Here is a 16,935-nt window from a genome sequence, read left to right as displayed (position 1 = left end):
CTCATGATTTTATTTCTATTAGCAGGCTTATCGCTATTAGTCTATATAATGAATCGATATATCATCAAACTTTTTAAAGATGATAAGACGAATAACGCTCTGGTGATGTTATATGTGACGATGATCGCATCTATAATAATTGTTACGTTTATCGCTTTTTGTTTTAGAACCATATTGATTGATATTACCAATATATTCTACCGATCATAAGCGGTAGAATTTTTTTACGACTTTAGGCCGATGTAAAGGTTATATTAATATTGTAAATTTAATGAGAAGGGAAATATAACGATGTCTATCATATTTCAAACAGCAGGTATTTATACAACTTTTCAACAGTTAGAAACTAAAGAAAATGCTTCATTATCTTTAAATGGCCCATGTGATGCATTATCTCATATATTAGGAAATGCATTAGTAGGTAATCCAGTTAATACACCAACGATTGAAATGACTTTCCAGGCGCCGACCATACACTTTCGTGAACCGACGTTAATCGCTTTAATGGGAGCTGAGTTTTACGCTTATACTGATGAAAGACGTATTATGCCAATGAAAGTGCATCTTATGGAAAGAGGAGAAACCCTTTACTTTGGTCAACCTAAAAAAGGTACTCGTGTTTATATGGCAATTGCCGGTGGTCTGCAAATCGATAGTTGTCGCTTAAAGGATACAGAAGATTATATTATTCAAGCAGGTGCACGATTTGAATTGGCACGTAGTTACACACCATTTCAGAAAAAATTGTTCGAAAATATAGCAAAACGAAAAGAAACGACATGGGGCATTGATGCTTATTCATTGGCACGCATTTATTATTCGGATGTTTTTCATCTGGAATCAGTAAGTGAGAATGAATTATCAGGTGAAACGAAACAAGCATTACAGGAAGATATTTATATCGTAACAAATCGTTTTGATAGAACCGGCTTTATTCTTGAAGGGAATACGATAACTTGCCCGGCATGTACAACAAACATCCGTATAAAACAAAGCGGAGCTTTACAACTCACACAGGACGGTGATCTTGTTATTGTATTAAAGAGTATGCATCAGGACAATGATTTCTCATATATCGCTAATATTGCACCGTATCATTTACCTAAACTATCTCAAAAGAAGCCAGGGTCAAAATTGTATTTTAAATGGGTTTCTAAAAGTGAATTAGAACGACAACAAAAGAGTTATGAAAACTGGCTAAAGACGGTATTAGCGCAAATTGAGTTTCTCCATCAAAAGGAATTGAATGTATAGACATGTTCGTCACAATTCGGTCACTTTTTACACGAAAAAGATACTTATTAAGTAAAAACACTTGAAATTTTTGTGCAAACGGTATAAATTAATATATTGTACACAGAAAAAAACATTACGTATATGTTACAATATATAATAAAGTGTAAATGTTACTAAGTTATGATTAATATTATAAATAGCATCACGAAAGAAATGTTTGTTTAATGGAGGAAAACGTATGAAAGAAAAGAAAATATCGATATTTATGTTTTTTTTATTGACAGTACTTGCTGTCTCACTTAAAACATATTTTGCATATTATATTGATTTGTCACTAGGTGTTAAAGGACTTGTTCAAAATTTAATATTACTCATGAACCCTTATAGTTTAGTAGCATTAATCTTAAGTGTTTTTCTATTTTTTAAAGGTAGAAAATCTTATTGGTTTGTGTTTATTGGTGGTTTCTTACTGACATTCTTATTGTATGCTAATGTCGTTTACTTTAGATTTTTCTCGGATTTCATTACTTTCAGTACATTAAATCAAGTAAGTAACGTTGAATCAATGAGCGGAGCTTTATGGAGTTCATTTGAATGGTATGATTTTATGTACTTTATTGATACTTTTGCTTTTCTGTTTATTTTATTGTTTAGAAAAGAGACGTTATCAACTAAATCATTTAAGAAAAAATATGTCCCTGTATTAATGGGAGTTTCAATTTCTTTATTCTTCTTAAATTTAGCTTTTGCTGAAACAGACAGACCAGAGCTTTTAACAAGAACATTTGACCATAAATATTTAGTGAAATATTTAGGACCCTTTAATTTTACGGTGTATGACGGGGTAAAGACGATTCAAAATAACCAGCAAAAAGCATTAGCAAGTTCAGATGACTTAGCAAAAGTACAATCTTATACAAAGACAAAATATGCTGCACCAAATGGCGCAACATTCGGGATTGCTAAAGAGAAAAATGTGATTAAAATTCATTTAGAAAGTTTCCAGACTTTCTTAATCAATTACAAAGTCAATGGTGAAGAAGTCACACCTTTCTTAAATTCACTAGCAAGTGGTCAAAAAGATTTTATCTATTATGATAATTTCTTCCATCAAACTGGACAAGGTAAGACGAGTGACTCAGAACTTACTATGGATAACAGTATATATGGTTTACCTCAAGGTTCAGCCTTCAGCTTAAAAGGCGATAACACATATCAGTCATTACCGGCAATCATGCATCAACAACAAGGATATTCAACTTCAGTGATGCACGGAGACTATAAAACATTCTGGAACCGCGATCAAATTTATAAGCATTTCGGTGTAGATAAATTCTATGATGCTTCTTATTATGATATGTCAGAAAAGAACTTAGAAAATTTAGGATTAAAAGATAAAGAATTCTTCGATGAATCTATTCCATTCCTAAAAGAAGAGAAAGCACCATTCTATTCACACTTAATTACTTTAACAAATCATTATCCATTTACTATCGATGAAACAGAAGCAACGATTGATTCACCGAATACAGGTAATCCAACGGTTGATGGATATGTTCAGACAGCACGTTATTTAGATGAAGCTGTACATGATTTTATCGATGATTTGAAGAAAGAAGGTCTGTATGATGATTCTGTAATCATTATTTACGGTGACCATTACGGTATTTCTGAAAATCATAACAAAGCGATGGAAAAATTATTAGGTGAAGAGATTACGCCTACTAAATTTATGGATTTACAACGTACTGGATTATTTATGAAAGTACCAGGCATAGAAGGAAGAGTTGATCATACGTATGCCGGACAAGTCGACGTCGCACCGACGCTATTACACTTATTAGGAATTGATGCTAAACCATACGTTATGTTTGGTACAGACTTACTTTCTAAAGCGCATAAAGATACTGTCGTGTTTAGAAATGGTGACTTTATTAGTCCAGAAGTTAAATCTATCAATGGCATTTATTATGATAATAAAACGAACTTACCGATTGAAGATGAAGCTAAAAAGCAACAAGCAGTTGAAATTAAAAGAAGTGTAGAAAAAGAATTAGAAATGTCAGATTCATTATTAAATGGTGACTTATTACGCTTCTATAAAAATAAAGACTTCAAAAAAGTTGACCCATCAAAATATGAGTACATCAATGGTACTAAAGGGAAAGAAAAATAAAATACAAAAAGACGAGGAAAATTTTCCTCGTCTTTTTCTGTGTAATGATTATCCTAACGACACATCTAATATCATCATGATTGTAAAACCAAGCATCAAACCTAAAGTTGCAAGGTCCGTATTATTTCCAGATTGTGATTCAGGAATTAACTCCTCAACGACAACGAATATCATCGCGCCAGCAGCAAATGCTAATGCATAGGGCAACATCGGGGTGATTAATAACACAGCACCAGCACCGATCATTGCAAAGATAGGCTCTACAATTGCGGATCCATGCCCCATATTAAAAGAAAACCATTTTGATTTACCGTCACCATGTATCGGTAATGATAAAGCACTTCCTTCAGGAATATTCTGAATACCAATCCCGATAGCAAGACCAATTGCTGCTAGGAGCATCTGTTCATTGCCTGAAACAACACCACCAAACCCAACACCAAGTGCAAGTCCTTCAGGTATATTGTGCATAGTAATCGCTAAGAATAATAAAGTTGACTTCTTTAAATTCGTTTTTGGACCTTCGTGCATATGGCTAGGCTGAGCTTTCGGATGGATATGTGGGATGATGACATCAAGTAATCTGATAAACACACCACCTAATAGAAATCCGATTGCTGCAGGAATCCAGGGAATCTGTCCATTTTCTTCACTGAATTCAATTGCAGGTGCTAATAGTGACCAGAATGATGCTGCGATCATCACGCCTGCAGCAAATCCTTGCATTGTGTTTAATACTTTCATATTTACAGATTTAAATAAAAATACAACTGCTGCACCAAGTCCAGTCATAGACCAGGTAAATAATCCGGCTATACCGGCCTGAGCAACAGGAGATAATTGACTAAACCATTCTAACATGTGTACCTCCTATAGTAAAAAAGTGTATAATATAATACTGAAGTTTATAATACATTACTATATCATAAAAAAACAAACCAGAATATCAAATTTGAATATCATACTATGAGATAGTGAAATGTATTATATGTGAGGAGAGCGATTATGGAAGCATATAAAATAGAAAATTTATCGAAGCAATACGGTCTTAAAACAGTATTTGATGATATATCATTAAGCATATCTGTTGGAGATAAAATTGCACTTGTTGGTATAAATGGAACAGGAAAAAGTGCACTTCTGAAGTGTATTGCAGAAATTGAAGATCACCATGGCGTAGTAACGCATCCGAAAGATTTTACGATTGAGTATGCAGCGCAACAACCAGTGTTAAATGAATCGCTTTCAATCGTGGATAACGTTATCGATGAAACACATCCGGTTATGCAGAAATTTAAAAAGTATGATGCACTGCTCAAGCAAATGGAAACAGAAGTGAATGATCAACTTATTGAACAGTTAAGTATTATTCAACAACAAATAGAACAGCTAGATGGTTTCAGTTATCGTGCTGAAGCAGAATCAATCTTAACGAAACTTGGTATAAAAGATTTATCTCAGCCCATTACTTCACTTTCTGGTGGTCAGAAAAAACGTGTAGCACTGGCGAAATCACTTTTAAAAGCACCAGATTTATTACTGCTTGATGAACCTACAAACCATCTTGATTTCGAATCGATTCACTGGTTGATTACGTTTATTAAACAGTATAAAAAGTCTGTATTAGTTGTGACACATGATCGTTATTTCCTGAATGAAGTAATGAATCGTATCGTCGAACTAAGAAACGGAAAACTTTATTTATATAAAGGTAATTACAACGATTACATCACACACAAAGCAGAATTAGAAATCATTGAAAGCAAACAGGAACAAAAAGAGAAACAGCTATATAAACAAGAGCTCGACTGGATGCGAAAAGGTGCAAAGGCACGTACTACAAAACAACAGGCACGTATTGACCGTTTCTCAAATATTGAGGATAAAGTTAAACAGCATCAAACGAAAGAGACGATGGAAATCAATCTTGCGCACAAACGTTTAGGGAAACAAGTCTTTGAATTCGAATCAATCGGAATGCAGTTTGAAGATAAAATCTTATTTAAAGATTTCAGCACAATCGTTCAAACATCAGATCGTATCGGTATCGTCGGACAAAATGGTACTGGAAAATCTACATTGCTAAATATTATTGCAAACGTAATGAAGCCAACATACGGAGAGATGATCACAGGTCAGACAGTAAAGATCGGTTATTATAAACAGGAAGATGTTAAGTTAAATCAGGATTTACGTGTCATCGATTTCCTGCGTGAAAAGGCAGAAGCTGCAACGACATCGACTGGAGAAAAAATATCTGTTACCCAACTACTTGAACGATTCTTATTTCCTTCAAGTATGCATGGTACATATATTCATCGTTTAAGTGGTGGAGAACGTAAACGATTATATCTACTCAGTATATTGATTGAAGGACCAAATGTTTTATTACTGGATGAGCCGACAAATGATCTTGATACAGAGACATTAACGATTTTAGAGGATTATTTAGAGAATTTTAGTGGTGCAGTCATTACTGTTAGTCATGATCGTTACTTCTTAAATAAAGTAGTGGATACATACTGGTTTGTTAATCATCAGCATATTGATAAAGTACTTGGAGATTTTAACGATTATTTAAGTTTTAAACAAATAGCAGATGAGCAGAAGAAACAGGAAGCGCTTGTTCAGGAGAAAGCAATGCCAGAACAAGCTAAGCAATCAACACGTGTATCTTATAAAGATAAACGTCGTTTTGAGTTTCTATCTGAAGCGATTGAAACACTGGAAACTAAGTTAGAAGCAATCGATCAATCCATTGCAGCAGAGACGACAAATTATGATAAACTCAATCAATTAACGAATGAAAGACAAGCTTTGGAAGAGGAATATGAAGCATACTATGGAGAATGGGACGAATTAAGTGAGCGAATGGAGTAAATCATGGAGAAAGTATTAAAAGAGTACTATGGTTATGAAACGTTCAGACCTGGTCAAAGCGAATTGATTCAAAATGCATTGGATAATCATGCAACATTAGGTATTTTGCCGACAGGTGGAGGTAAATCAATCTGTTATCAAATACCGGGTATATTAAAAGGTGGATTAACGCTTGTGATAAGCCCTTTGATTTCCTTGATGAAAGATCAGGTTGATAGCTTGAATGCGAGTGGTATTCATGCTGCATTTTTAAATTCAACACAAAAAATAAAAGAAACAAAACAGATAGAAATTGGTTTGATAAACGGTGATTATCAGTTTCTTTATGTGGCACCTGAACGATTTAATCAACGTCAGTTTATTCATTTATTGTACCAATTAAATATCAATTTGATAGCTTTTGATGAAGCACACTGTATTTCAAAGTGGGGACACGACTTTAGACCAAGCTATCGCGAATCGATCAAAGCTGTAATGAGCTTGCCGCATCCGTTTACTATAATGGCGCTTACTGCAACAGCAACTGTGGATGTCAAAGAAGATATATGTAATTTATTACATATTGAAAACCAATATGTGATTGAAACAAGTACGAAACGCGATAATTTAAAGTTTATGATCGACCCAACGTATCAGAAGCAAAAGCGACTATTAGAATTCATTGGAACACATAAAGAGGATTCAGGCATTATATATGCCAATACGAGAAAACAAGTCGAAAGTTTAAGTGAAGTGTTACATTTAGAAGCTATTGATCATGTCATCTATCATGCAGGTTTAAATAAAGATATGAAAGATGAACATCAATCAAAGTTTGTTAAAGATGATGTTAAAGTCATGATCGCTACCAATGCTTTTGGTATGGGTATCGATAAATCCAATGTGCGTTACGTTGTCCATTATAATCTACCTCAAGACATCGAAAGTTATTATCAGGAAGCAGGTCGTGCGGGACGTGACGGATTAGATAGTGAATGTTTACTCATGTTTGGTGAGCAGGATATTAAATTACAACAGTTTTTTATCGAGACGAGCAATGATGAAAATGTGCAGGAGCTAAAAAAAGAAAAGCTAAACAAGATGATTGCATATACAAAGACGAAACAATGTTTACAGTCGACCATTATTCATTATTTTAACCCTGATGAACATCTTAATAAGTGTGGGAAATGTTCTAACTGTATACATGAAATAGAAAATTATAATATGACGACTGAAGCAAAGAAAATATTAAGCTGTATGATTCGTATAAAGCAACCGGTTCATAAATTATTGATTACTAAAGTATTGCATGGTGAGGAAGATGATTCAGTGACGCATCCGGGATATCATCAGCTCAGTACATTTGGATTATTGAAAGATTATCCTACAAATGCAATTCAGTCTTTTATCGAAACGTTATTATTCAATGGATATATCATTGAACAGCAAGGTAAACTATTTTGTCACGAAAGTGCCAGAGAAATATTAACCGGAGATAAGCAGGTGATGACATATTACAAGCACGCATCTTATAATGAACGTGTAAAAATCACAACGATTGAAACAGTGGATGAAATATTACTGAAAACATTAAAAGATGTGCGTAAACGTTTATCTGATGATTTATCTGTGCCGCCATTTACGATATTTTCAGATCATACGCTACAGTTATTTGCCACGAAAAAACCAGTGTCAAAAGATGAAATGATTCTTATTGAAGGTGTAGGATCATATAAATTAAAACATTATTGTCCAGAATTTATTGACGCAATCAAGACATATTCGGCATGACAAGCAATTGTCATGTCTTTTTTTAAAATATGTGTTTTAATTCAATATAATAGGCTATAAGTTAAACATTAAACTTTTTAAGAGGTGGCATATGATACGTTTTGAAAATGTGACAAAGCAGTATAATGATAAAATTGCTGTTGATAATATTTCTTTTGATATTGCTGAAGGAGAGTTTTTTGTATTAATAGGACCTTCTGGTAGTGGTAAGACAACGACGTTAAAGATGATCAATCGATTGATTCCATTGTCAAAAGGTTATATCTACTTTAAAGAGCAACCGATAAGTGATTATAAGCTGGATGAAATGCGTTGGGATATTGGTTATGTGCTACAGCAAATTGCATTATTTCCGCATATGACGATTAAAGAAAATATTAGTCAGGTGCCATTGATGAAGAAATGGTCAAAGGATAAAATAGATGCTCAAGCTGACCGACTGCTTGATATGGTTGGTTTGCCTGCTGCTGAATTTAAAAACAGATATCCAAGTGAACTGTCAGGAGGACAACAACAACGCGTAGGTGTAGTCCGTGCTTTAATGGCTGATCCACCTGTTATACTGATGGATGAACCCTTTAGCGCACTTGATCCATTATCAAGAGAGAAGTTACAGGATGATTTAATTCGCCTGCAATCAGAAATACATAAGACAATCGTTTTTGTTACACATGATATTAGTGAAGCATTGAAATTAGGAGATCGTATTTGTTTAATGAACGAAGGACATATTGAGCAGATTGGTACACCAGAATCTTTTATCAATCATCCAAACAATGAATTCGTAAAATCATTTATCGGTGATAATGCCAATCATGTTACATACGTACGCAATTATATTGAATCTGATAGAAATGTTGTTACTACTGCTGTAATTGACGCCAATGCACCTGCTAAAGAAATGTTTATACTATTAAGTCAGCATGAATATTTGACAGTTACTGAAGCGGGACAAACAATCGGTGTTATTTCGCGTGACAATGTATTTAAACAATTAAGTCAGGAGGCGAAATAATGAAGGCGTTTATTAATACTTTTCAAGAACGTAAATGGGAATTGCTACAAACATTATTTGAGCATATTCAAATATCATTTATTGCTTTACTGATTGCAACTTTAATCGCTATTCCGATTGGTATATGGCTAACAAGACATACAAAGATCGCTGAACCGATTATTAATATCGCTGCAATCATGCAGACAATACCTTCATTAGCACTGCTCGGTCTAATGATTCCGCTCTTTGGAATTGGTCGTGTGCCGGCAATTATCGCTTTAGTAATCTATGCGTTACTTCCAATCCTACGTAATACATACACAGGTATAAAGGAAGTAGACCCATCATTAAAAGAAGCTGCACAAGGTATTGGTATGAATACATACCGACAGTTAAAGAATGTAGAAACTCCACTTGCTATGCCTGTTATTATGGCTGGTATAAGAACTGCTATGGTGCTGATCATAGGTACAGCAACACTTGCAGCATTTATCGGTGCAGGTGGTCTGGGAGATTTAATTTTACTGGGTATCGATAGAAATAATATGAATATATTATTGCTCGGTGCAATACCTGCAGCCTTACTTGCGCTGTTATTTGATTTTGTACTAAAACGTATGGAGAAATTAAGTTATCGTAAGATGATGATTGTTACAGGTTTACTTTTATTATCATTTTTATTAGTCGCGATTTGGCCATTATTCTTCCAGAAGGATAATCAAATGAAATTTGCAGGTAAATTAGGTACTGAACCAGAAATCATTACCAATATGTATAAATTAATTATTGAAGACAAAACTGATGTAAATGTAGAAATTGAACCAGGCATGGGCAAGACAACATTCCTATTCAATGCTTTAAAATCTGACGATATTGATGGGTACTTAGAATTTACTGGTACTGTTTTAGGTGAGATTACAAAAGAAGATGCAAAATTTACGACTGAAAAAGAAGTATATCAACAGGCAAATGACAGTATCAATAAAAAGTATCAGATGTCTCTTCTAAAACCGATGCAATATAATAATACGTATGCACTGGCTGTGAAAAAAGAATATGCTGATAAATATCAATTGAAAACAATCAGTGATCTACAAAAAGTAGAATCCACAATCCGTGCAGGGTTTACTTTAGAATTTAACGATCGTATGGATGGTTATAAAGGGATTCAGAAGAAATATGGGATTAAGTTTGATAATGTAAGAACGATGGAACCAAAAATTCGTTATCAGGCAATCGAGCAAGGAAAAATTGATTTGATTGATGCATATTCTACCGATGCTGAATTAAAAAAATATGGCATGGTCGTATTAAAAGATGATAAACATCTATTCCCTCCTTATCAAGGGGCACCATTATTAAAAGTTGAAACGATTAAAGAACATCCGGAAGTCGTGAAGGCACTCAATCAATTAGCCGGTAAGATAACTGATGAAGAAATGCAGACGATGAACTATGCTGTAACTTATCAGAATAAATCACCGGAAAGTATAGCGCGTACGTACTTAAAGAAAGAAAAACTGATTAAGTAATAAAGGTCAGACCATCAAAATATTTGTATCAAATTGTCATTTCATATATCATAATACTAATATACTTTTATATATTAGAGAAGGTAGGGATATTTTTGAAACCACAATTAAAATCGTTACAAGTGTATTCGGCTGGATTATCTGATGAAGCGTTAAAACGTAAGACCGGTTATGAAGGTGAATTTAGCAGACTTGCTTCAAATGAGAATCCAATTGGCCCAACGCCTAAAGTAAAAGAAGTGTTAGCAAAGTCTCTGTCAGGTTTAAATTATTATCCGGATCCAGAAGCAAATACATTAAAAGAAAAATTATCTGCATTTTATGATGTACCCGCGGAACAGATTTTTGTCGGTGCAGGTCTTGATGAAGTCATTATGTCGATATCTCGAGCAGTACTAGTTCCTGAAGGCGACGTTTTAACAAGTGAAGGAACTTTTGTACAGTACGCTACACATGCATTAATTGAAGGTACACATTTAAAAACAGTTCCGTTAAATGATGGTTGCTTTGATCTAGATGCAATGGCAGAAGCGATAACAGATAATACGAATATAATATGGATCTGTAATCCGAATAATCCTACTGGAACGTATGTATCTGAAACTGAGTTAAGAACATTCTTAAGTAAAGTACCTCAATCAATTACTGTTGTGTTAGATGAAGCTTACTTTGAATTTGTAGATGCAGAAGATTATCCGGATGGCGTCAAGTTATTAAAAGAATTTCCAAATTTAATTATATTACGTACATTTTCTAAAGCGTATGGATTAGCAGCAATGCGTGTAGGTTACGCAATGACTTCAAAAGCATACGTAAGTGAATTTAATAAGGTAAAACTACCTTTTAATGTTACTACTTTGTCATTACTTGCTGCTATTACTGCATTAGAAGATCAAGCCCATTTAAAGTCATATGTTGCATTTAATAAAGCACAACGCGAGCAATTATTTGCAAAACCATACAGCAAACATTTTCTGCCGAGTCAGACGAACTTTATTTTTATTAAGACAGATCAACCTCAAGCGTTGTTTGATACTTTCATCCAACATGGTGTCATATCTCGTCCTATGCCAATTGGTGTTCGCGTAACCATTGGACAAGTTGAGGATAATAAAAAGATTGATGCTGCCTTAACAGCATTCTTTGGTGAATAATACTAAGCTAAACGATATGGTAAACGTATCGTTTAGCTTTTTTGATGTATTGATTTATAATAGAAATTAAGCGATAAATTTCTTTAAAAATATAAATGAGGTGTAAGAATGAAAAAGTCAATTGCAATTGATATGGATGAAGTATTAGCTGATACGTTGAAGAAAGTAATCTTTCAATTTAATGAAAGTACGGGTATGTCTTTAACGAAAGAAGATTTATATGAGAAAAAATTGCGTACTGAATATCCAGAGCATGTCGATAAACTAGATGAATTATTACTTGATCGTGCATTTTTTAGAGATTTAGAAGTTTTACCTGATGCAATTCGTGTCGTTGAAAAATTAAATGAGCATTTTGATGTTTATATTGCGACAGCAGCGATGGATGTTCCAACTTCATTTGATGCGAAGTATGAATGGTTACGCGAACACTTTCCATTTTTAGATCCTCAGCATTTCATTTTCTGTGGTAATAAAGGTGTTGTAGGAACAGATTATTTAATTGATGATAACCCAAGACAACTGGCAGCTTTTAAAGGTACGGGTTTAATCTTTGACGCTGTGCATAACCAAAGTATAAAGGAATACGACAGAATGAAGAGCTGGCTTGACGTAGAGAAGTATTTCTTTGAAGATTAATGCGTTCATCTAATATAAAAATAAAAGGCAGGTGACAAAAGTCACTTGCCTCAAATATTATTCATTGATAACAACACGATCTGTTGCCGTGAGTATTTTAAGTTTACTAGGTATTACTTTAATTGAAAGTGGTGTCTCAAGGTCTATTTCGCCATCCACATCGACATCCATCTCTTTATTTGTATTGATCGTAATTTTTTCTCCCGAATAATGTTCGATATTCTGGCTGATTTCATTCCAGTTAATTTCTGACTTCATAGCAATCATTTCAGTAAATAGCTTCAAACCACTTTCTTTGAAAATAAATACATTTAGCTTGCCGTCATTAGGTGATAGTTCAATTAAAGGTATTTTATTACCACCGACGAAAGCACCGTTGGCTACAACAATCATAGAAGATGCTCCATGATATCTTGTACCATCAATCTCGATAACATATTTAAAGAAAGTTGGATTCGTAACATTTTTTATCGTTGAAAAAAGATAGCTGAATTTCCCGATTTTACTTTTAGCATCAGGATTAACACTATTTGAATTTTCAACGATAAGACCCATTCCTGCAAAGTTGAGTGCATATCGCTCATTCGTTTGCATGACGTCATAATATTTCACTTCTGCAGTTAATAATTGCTCTACCGCTCTTACTGGGTTTGGATGGAGATTTAAAGTTTTTGTAAAGTCATTAAATGTACCGCCAGGTAGTATGCCGATAGGTACATGATGATTTCCATCGATAATACCATTGATGAGTTCATGTACAGTACCATCCCCACCTAGTATAAGATAAATATCAAAATCTGATTTACCTTCTTTTAAGTAAGTATATATTTCACCTTGTTCTGCACTGCGATAAATTGTTAAATGATCGATAAATCTTGTTAAACTTTTAGATACTTCACCAATGATTTGATGAACATCTCCTTGTCCTGCATGATCATGATAGAATAATATACCTGTTTTAAATTTTTGCATAAAGTTTCACCCCATTCTCAATTTTTTTCATAACGTACTATTCCCGTTTTGTAAGTGATTAATCAAGATTAGAAATATCATCTAATAATGAAAGATATAAAATAAAAATTAAATGGTTGATATAAAAATTATACTGTGATATATTTTATATATCAAATTAATGGAGGAATAAAAATGCATAAACATATTATTAATGGTTACGTAGCAAAAGACATTCTTAAAAGTAGCTTACCGAAAGTGAAAAACGATGAAGCGATGGCGCAACAATTTAAAGAAGGATTTAATTTATCTCCTGAAATGATGAAGATTGCAGGATACTTTGAATTTATCGGTTCAATATTCTTAATGCTATCTGTATTTAATAAAAAATTCGCACGTATCGGAGCAATATTAATCAATGTCATTATGCTTGGTGCGATGTATAATCATTTAAAAGCAGGACATGGTGTTAAATCAATCGGTGCTGCCGGGAAATACTTTGCTTTAAATATGGTTACATTATTTGATTCATATAGAAAGTAATAATTGAATGTCAAAAAATGATTGAGAGGGTTCCTGATGAGTAAATCATATCGTAATAAAGACATTACTGTTCATTTCGAAGCTTCTAGATGTATACATGCAACTGAGTGTGTAAGAGGTTTGCCGCAAGTATTCGATGTTGATAAACGACCATGGATTAATGTTGATAATGCATCGAAAGAAGATATTACAGAAGTAATAATGCGTTGTCCTAGTGGTGCATTAACATTTACAAGAGAAGATCATTTTATGGAAAGTTATCCAACAACAGTGATTAGAACCGGACCGGATGATGAATTGTATGTTAAAGGTAATATTGAATTACACCATAATGGTGAAATGCTGTATTTGAATAGAGCAGCTCTGAAACCACAAGGCAATCAATTATTTTATACGAAATCTTTAGCAGATCGTGAAGATAAAACTGCATACTACAAATCATAAGGAGTGATACGATGGATATTAATACAGCACCTGGCAAGTTTTATATCGGTGATATTCAAGCACCTAAGGCGTTAATGACTTATTTTCAATCAAAAGAAGGTCATATGATAATCAACCATACTGAAGTTTCAAGTGAACTTCAGGGACAGCATGTTGGTCAATCATTAGTAGACTTTGCAGCAGATTATGCGAGAGAAAATAACTTGAAAGTGGTTCCGGTTTGTCCGTTTGCGAAAAAGGTTATGACAAATGATAGTAAATATGATGATATTCTTGCAAAAGTAGGGGAATAATATCAAATAAGAACATTGCTTTAATGAAGATGAGAGGGAGATGTATATGACAATGAAACATATTGTAAACAAAGGGAATAATGATACAACATTATTATTACTACATGGAACGGGTGGTAATGAACAAGATATGTTACCACTTAGTGGTTTAATTGATAACGATGCAAATGTATTAAGTGTAAGAGGGAATGTAAGTGAGCATGGTATGCCGCGTTTCTTTCGCAGAATCGCTGAAGGTGTATTCGATGAAGAGGATTTAGTGAAACGTACACACGAACTTAATGATTTTATTACAACGGCTGCTCAGGAGAATGATTTAAACCGTGAAAAGGTTGTAGCAGTAGGATACTCTAATGGTGCAAATATTGCAGCAAGTTTAATGTATCATGATAAAGATGCATTACATGCAGCAATTCTATTCCACCCGATGGTACCACTTCGTAATATTGAATTACCTGATTTAACAGGCAAGAAAGTATTTATCGGTGCTGGAGTAAATGATCCGATATCACCGAGACAAGAAACTGAAGAACTTGCACAAGCGTTAACAGAAGCCGGTGCAGAAGTTGAGATTTTCTGGCATCAATCAGGACATTCTTTAACACAAGAAGAGGTTCAGCATGCTGCAAAGTGGTATCAATCACTATAAAATAAATAAACCCGGAAGATGCAAATTAATAATACTGCATCTTTCGGGCTTTTATTTTAATTTTTTTGCGAGATTTGGTGATAATTGAAATAGTATTACACCGATGACTGCAGAACATAAAATGAATATTCCACTGAATGTCTGAATTTGTTCAGCACCTATTGAGGCAACAATGATGGAGAACTCACCACGTTGTGTAAAAGAGAAACCTGCACGCCATGACTCGAGTCGAGTTAAACCATATTGTCTACCTCCAATATATCCAGTCGCAACTTTTGAGATAACAGACCAAAGTAGGATGATAAGTAATATTGGTAACATCGTTATTTGAGTGATATCGATATTCATGCCGAATTGAATAAAGAAGATAGGCATGAGCAAATCACGTAAATTACGCACCATATTTTGTAAAATATGTGCTTGTTTAGATTCTGCAAGCATGATACCAGCTAGGAATGCGCCAAATACTTCTGAGAGGTTCATAACAACAGCAATTCCACCGTAAAGTATGCCCACTCCGACGATAAATAATACAAAGAAATCTTCATCGATATATTGTTTAATAAAGTCTTCTGCTTTGCTGAAGATGAACTTGCCGATAATCAATGCACCTGCAATAAGGAGAATGATTTCTAATCCGGTTATACCAAGTTCTGTTATGGAGACGTTACCTTTAAGATAAATGCTTGCAACAACGACTACTAGTATTGGAGAAATAATGTCCTCAAAGATGAGTAATCCAAGCAGATAGTCTGAGTCACGTTTAACCATACGCTTACTTTTCTCCAGCAATTTCACGGTGATTGATGAGCTTGTTGCATATACTACCGCTCCAATAAGTAATGATTGTGGCAAATCAAACTTTAGCAATAAGCAAATAATCAGTGTAATACCAAAAGATAATAATAAATCAAGAAGTCCTGGTTTATAAACATCTAATGCCATACGTTTTAACTGATGGAAGGGGAATTCCATTCCAAGCATAAAGAACATTAGGACAATACCGAGTTCTGCAGCGAAAGACATCACTTCAGAAGGTTTGATAAAGAAACTCAATACTAATCCAATTGCTAAGAAGATGATTACATCAGGAATATTTAATTTATGACCGATATATCCACCGATAAAAAGCATAAGTAACAACAAACCTACGTGTAAAAGTTCAGGAATCATAATGTCTATCCTTTGTTAAATTTACATGCAGCATCGAAAGCATTGATTGATTCATAATGTCCGATTACTAGCAATATATCATTTTCTTGTATTAAAAAATCTTGAGCTGGCTTAGCGATAATCTCATCTCCACGATTAATCCCGACAATTTGAACACCATCTGGTACATATTGCTCTGCTAGACCGACTGGTGTTTCTTTTAAACTGGAAGCACTGCTTACTTTTAACCAGTCAACAAGCATCTTCTTTCGAATGACATTAAAACGATTAAATTCATCTTCATCAATTGTATTATTGTCTACATCCATTAAGGTTAATGCAAAATTTTTAGCTTCATCAGAAGATAATGAGATACTTGCTTCATGCGCTTCATCGGCATCCGTTATATAAATGTCACGTTTACCATTATAGCGCATGATGATATCAGCACGAGAACCATCACTACTTATCATTGAATAACGTTTTCCGACACCTGGAATATTTTGTTCTTTCATA

16 protein-coding genes are annotated in these 16,935 nt (G+C 34.0%); 12 read left to right on the top strand and 4 right to left on the bottom strand.

What is annotated here, in order from left to right; all coding sequences use genetic code 11:
- Positions 1 to 291: 291 nt before the first annotated feature.
- The gene (locus BFS35_RS08635) at positions 292 to 1,254 is read left to right on the top strand and encodes a 5-oxoprolinase subunit C family protein (protein WP_099580252.1); all 963 of its coding nucleotides are present in this window, start codon (positions 292 to 294) and stop codon (positions 1,252 to 1,254) included.
- A 220-nt stretch (positions 1,255 to 1,474) separates the two neighbouring features.
- The gene (gene ltaS, locus BFS35_RS08630) at positions 1,475 to 3,412 is read left to right on the top strand and encodes a polyglycerol-phosphate lipoteichoic acid synthase LtaS (RefSeq protein WP_099580254.1); all 1,938 of its coding nucleotides are present in this window, start codon (positions 1,475 to 1,477) and stop codon (positions 3,410 to 3,412) included.
- A gap of 48 nt (positions 3,413 to 3,460) precedes the next feature.
- On the opposite strand, the gene BFS35_RS08625 is transcribed toward ltaS, so the two are convergent.
- Positions 3,461 to 4,273: a ZIP family metal transporter gene (locus BFS35_RS08625; RefSeq protein WP_099580256.1), complete on the bottom strand. Its 813-nt coding sequence runs from the start codon at positions 4,271 to 4,273 to the stop codon at positions 3,461 to 3,463.
- A 144-nt stretch (positions 4,274 to 4,417) separates the two neighbouring features.
- On the opposite strand from BFS35_RS08625, the gene BFS35_RS08620 reads away from it, so the two are divergent.
- The 6 genes from BFS35_RS08620 (at position 4,418) to BFS35_RS08595 (ending at position 12,387) form a co-directional block, all read left to right on the top strand.
- Positions 4,418 to 6,292 carry an ABC-F family ATP-binding cassette domain-containing protein gene (locus BFS35_RS08620; protein WP_099580258.1) on the top strand — a complete coding sequence of 625 codons (1,875 nt, stop codon included), beginning with the start codon at positions 4,418 to 4,420 and terminating at the stop codon, positions 6,290 to 6,292.
- A gap of 3 nt (positions 6,293 to 6,295) precedes the next feature.
- Complete coding sequence (gene recQ, locus BFS35_RS08615) at positions 6,296 to 8,065, top strand: DNA helicase RecQ (RefSeq protein WP_099580260.1); 1,770 nt, start codon at positions 6,296 to 6,298, stop codon at positions 8,063 to 8,065.
- A gap of 91 nt (positions 8,066 to 8,156) precedes the next feature.
- Complete coding sequence (locus tag BFS35_RS08610) at positions 8,157 to 9,080, top strand: ABC transporter ATP-binding protein (protein ID WP_099580262.1); 924 nt, start codon at positions 8,157 to 8,159, stop codon at positions 9,078 to 9,080.
- The gene (locus BFS35_RS08605) at positions 9,080 to 10,594 is read left to right on the top strand and encodes an ABC transporter permease/substrate-binding protein (protein ID WP_099580263.1); all 1,515 of its coding nucleotides are present in this window, start codon (positions 9,080 to 9,082) and stop codon (positions 10,592 to 10,594) included. The genes BFS35_RS08610 and BFS35_RS08605 overlap by 1 nt, the downstream gene beginning before the upstream one ends.
- A 95-nt stretch (positions 10,595 to 10,689) precedes the next feature.
- On the top strand, positions 10,690 to 11,748 hold the full coding sequence (hisC, locus tag BFS35_RS08600; RefSeq protein WP_099580265.1) for a histidinol-phosphate transaminase: 1,059 nt from the start codon (positions 10,690 to 10,692) through the stop codon (positions 11,746 to 11,748).
- A gap of 108 nt (positions 11,749 to 11,856) precedes the next feature.
- Positions 11,857 to 12,387 carry a 5' nucleotidase, NT5C type gene (locus tag BFS35_RS08595; protein ID WP_099580267.1) on the top strand — a complete coding sequence of 177 codons (531 nt, stop codon included), beginning with the start codon at positions 11,857 to 11,859 and terminating at the stop codon, positions 12,385 to 12,387.
- Positions 12,388 to 12,444: 57 nt separating this feature from the next.
- On the opposite strand, the gene BFS35_RS08590 is transcribed toward BFS35_RS08595, so the two are convergent.
- Positions 12,445 to 13,359, bottom strand: a complete 915-nt coding sequence (locus BFS35_RS08590; protein WP_099580269.1) for a diacylglycerol/lipid kinase family protein — start codon at positions 13,357 to 13,359, stop codon at positions 12,445 to 12,447.
- Positions 13,360 to 13,533: 174 nt separating this feature from the next.
- Between BFS35_RS08590 and BFS35_RS08585 the strand changes: the two genes are divergently transcribed.
- From BFS35_RS08585 to BFS35_RS08570, 4 genes are read left to right on the top strand one after another with little or no spacing between them, the layout of a single operon-like run.
- On the top strand, positions 13,534 to 13,881 hold the full coding sequence (locus tag BFS35_RS08585; protein WP_099580271.1) for a DoxX family protein: 348 nt from the start codon (positions 13,534 to 13,536) through the stop codon (positions 13,879 to 13,881).
- Positions 13,882 to 13,917: 36 nt separating this feature from the next.
- Positions 13,918 to 14,325: a (4Fe-4S)-binding protein gene (locus BFS35_RS08580; RefSeq protein ID WP_099580273.1), complete on the top strand. Its 408-nt coding sequence runs from the start codon at positions 13,918 to 13,920 to the stop codon at positions 14,323 to 14,325.
- 11 nt (positions 14,326 to 14,336) lie between these two features.
- On the top strand, positions 14,337 to 14,618 hold the full coding sequence (locus BFS35_RS08575) for a GNAT family N-acetyltransferase (RefSeq protein ID WP_099580274.1): 282 nt from the start codon (positions 14,337 to 14,339) through the stop codon (positions 14,616 to 14,618).
- A gap of 52 nt (positions 14,619 to 14,670) precedes the next feature.
- Entirely contained in the window at positions 14,671 to 15,267 is a 597-nt protein-coding gene (locus tag BFS35_RS08570; RefSeq protein ID WP_170137308.1) for an alpha/beta hydrolase, read from the top strand.
- Positions 15,268 to 15,318: 51 nt separating this feature from the next.
- Here BFS35_RS08570 and BFS35_RS08565 read toward each other — a convergent pair whose 3' ends face one another.
- Together BFS35_RS08565 and BFS35_RS08560 are read right to left on the bottom strand one after the other, a co-directional pair.
- A complete protein-coding gene (locus BFS35_RS08565) occupies positions 15,319 to 16,440 on the bottom strand; it encodes a cation:proton antiporter (protein ID WP_099580278.1) in 1,122 nt (373 codons plus the stop codon).
- A gap of 5 nt (positions 16,441 to 16,445) precedes the next feature.
- Positions 16,446 to 16,934 (bottom strand): cation:proton antiporter regulatory subunit, encoded by a 489-nt coding sequence (locus BFS35_RS08560; RefSeq protein WP_099580280.1) that lies wholly within the window; start codon positions 16,932 to 16,934, stop codon positions 16,446 to 16,448.
- Position 16,935: the final 1 nt, after the last annotated feature.

The sequence above is a fragment of the Macrococcoides goetzii genome, from assembly GCF_002742385.2.
Lineage (GTDB): Bacteria > Bacillota > Bacilli > Staphylococcales > Staphylococcaceae > Macrococcoides > Macrococcoides goetzii.
Note: the sequence above shows the minus strand (reverse complement) of the source record. Positions and strands in the feature narration are given on the sequence as shown.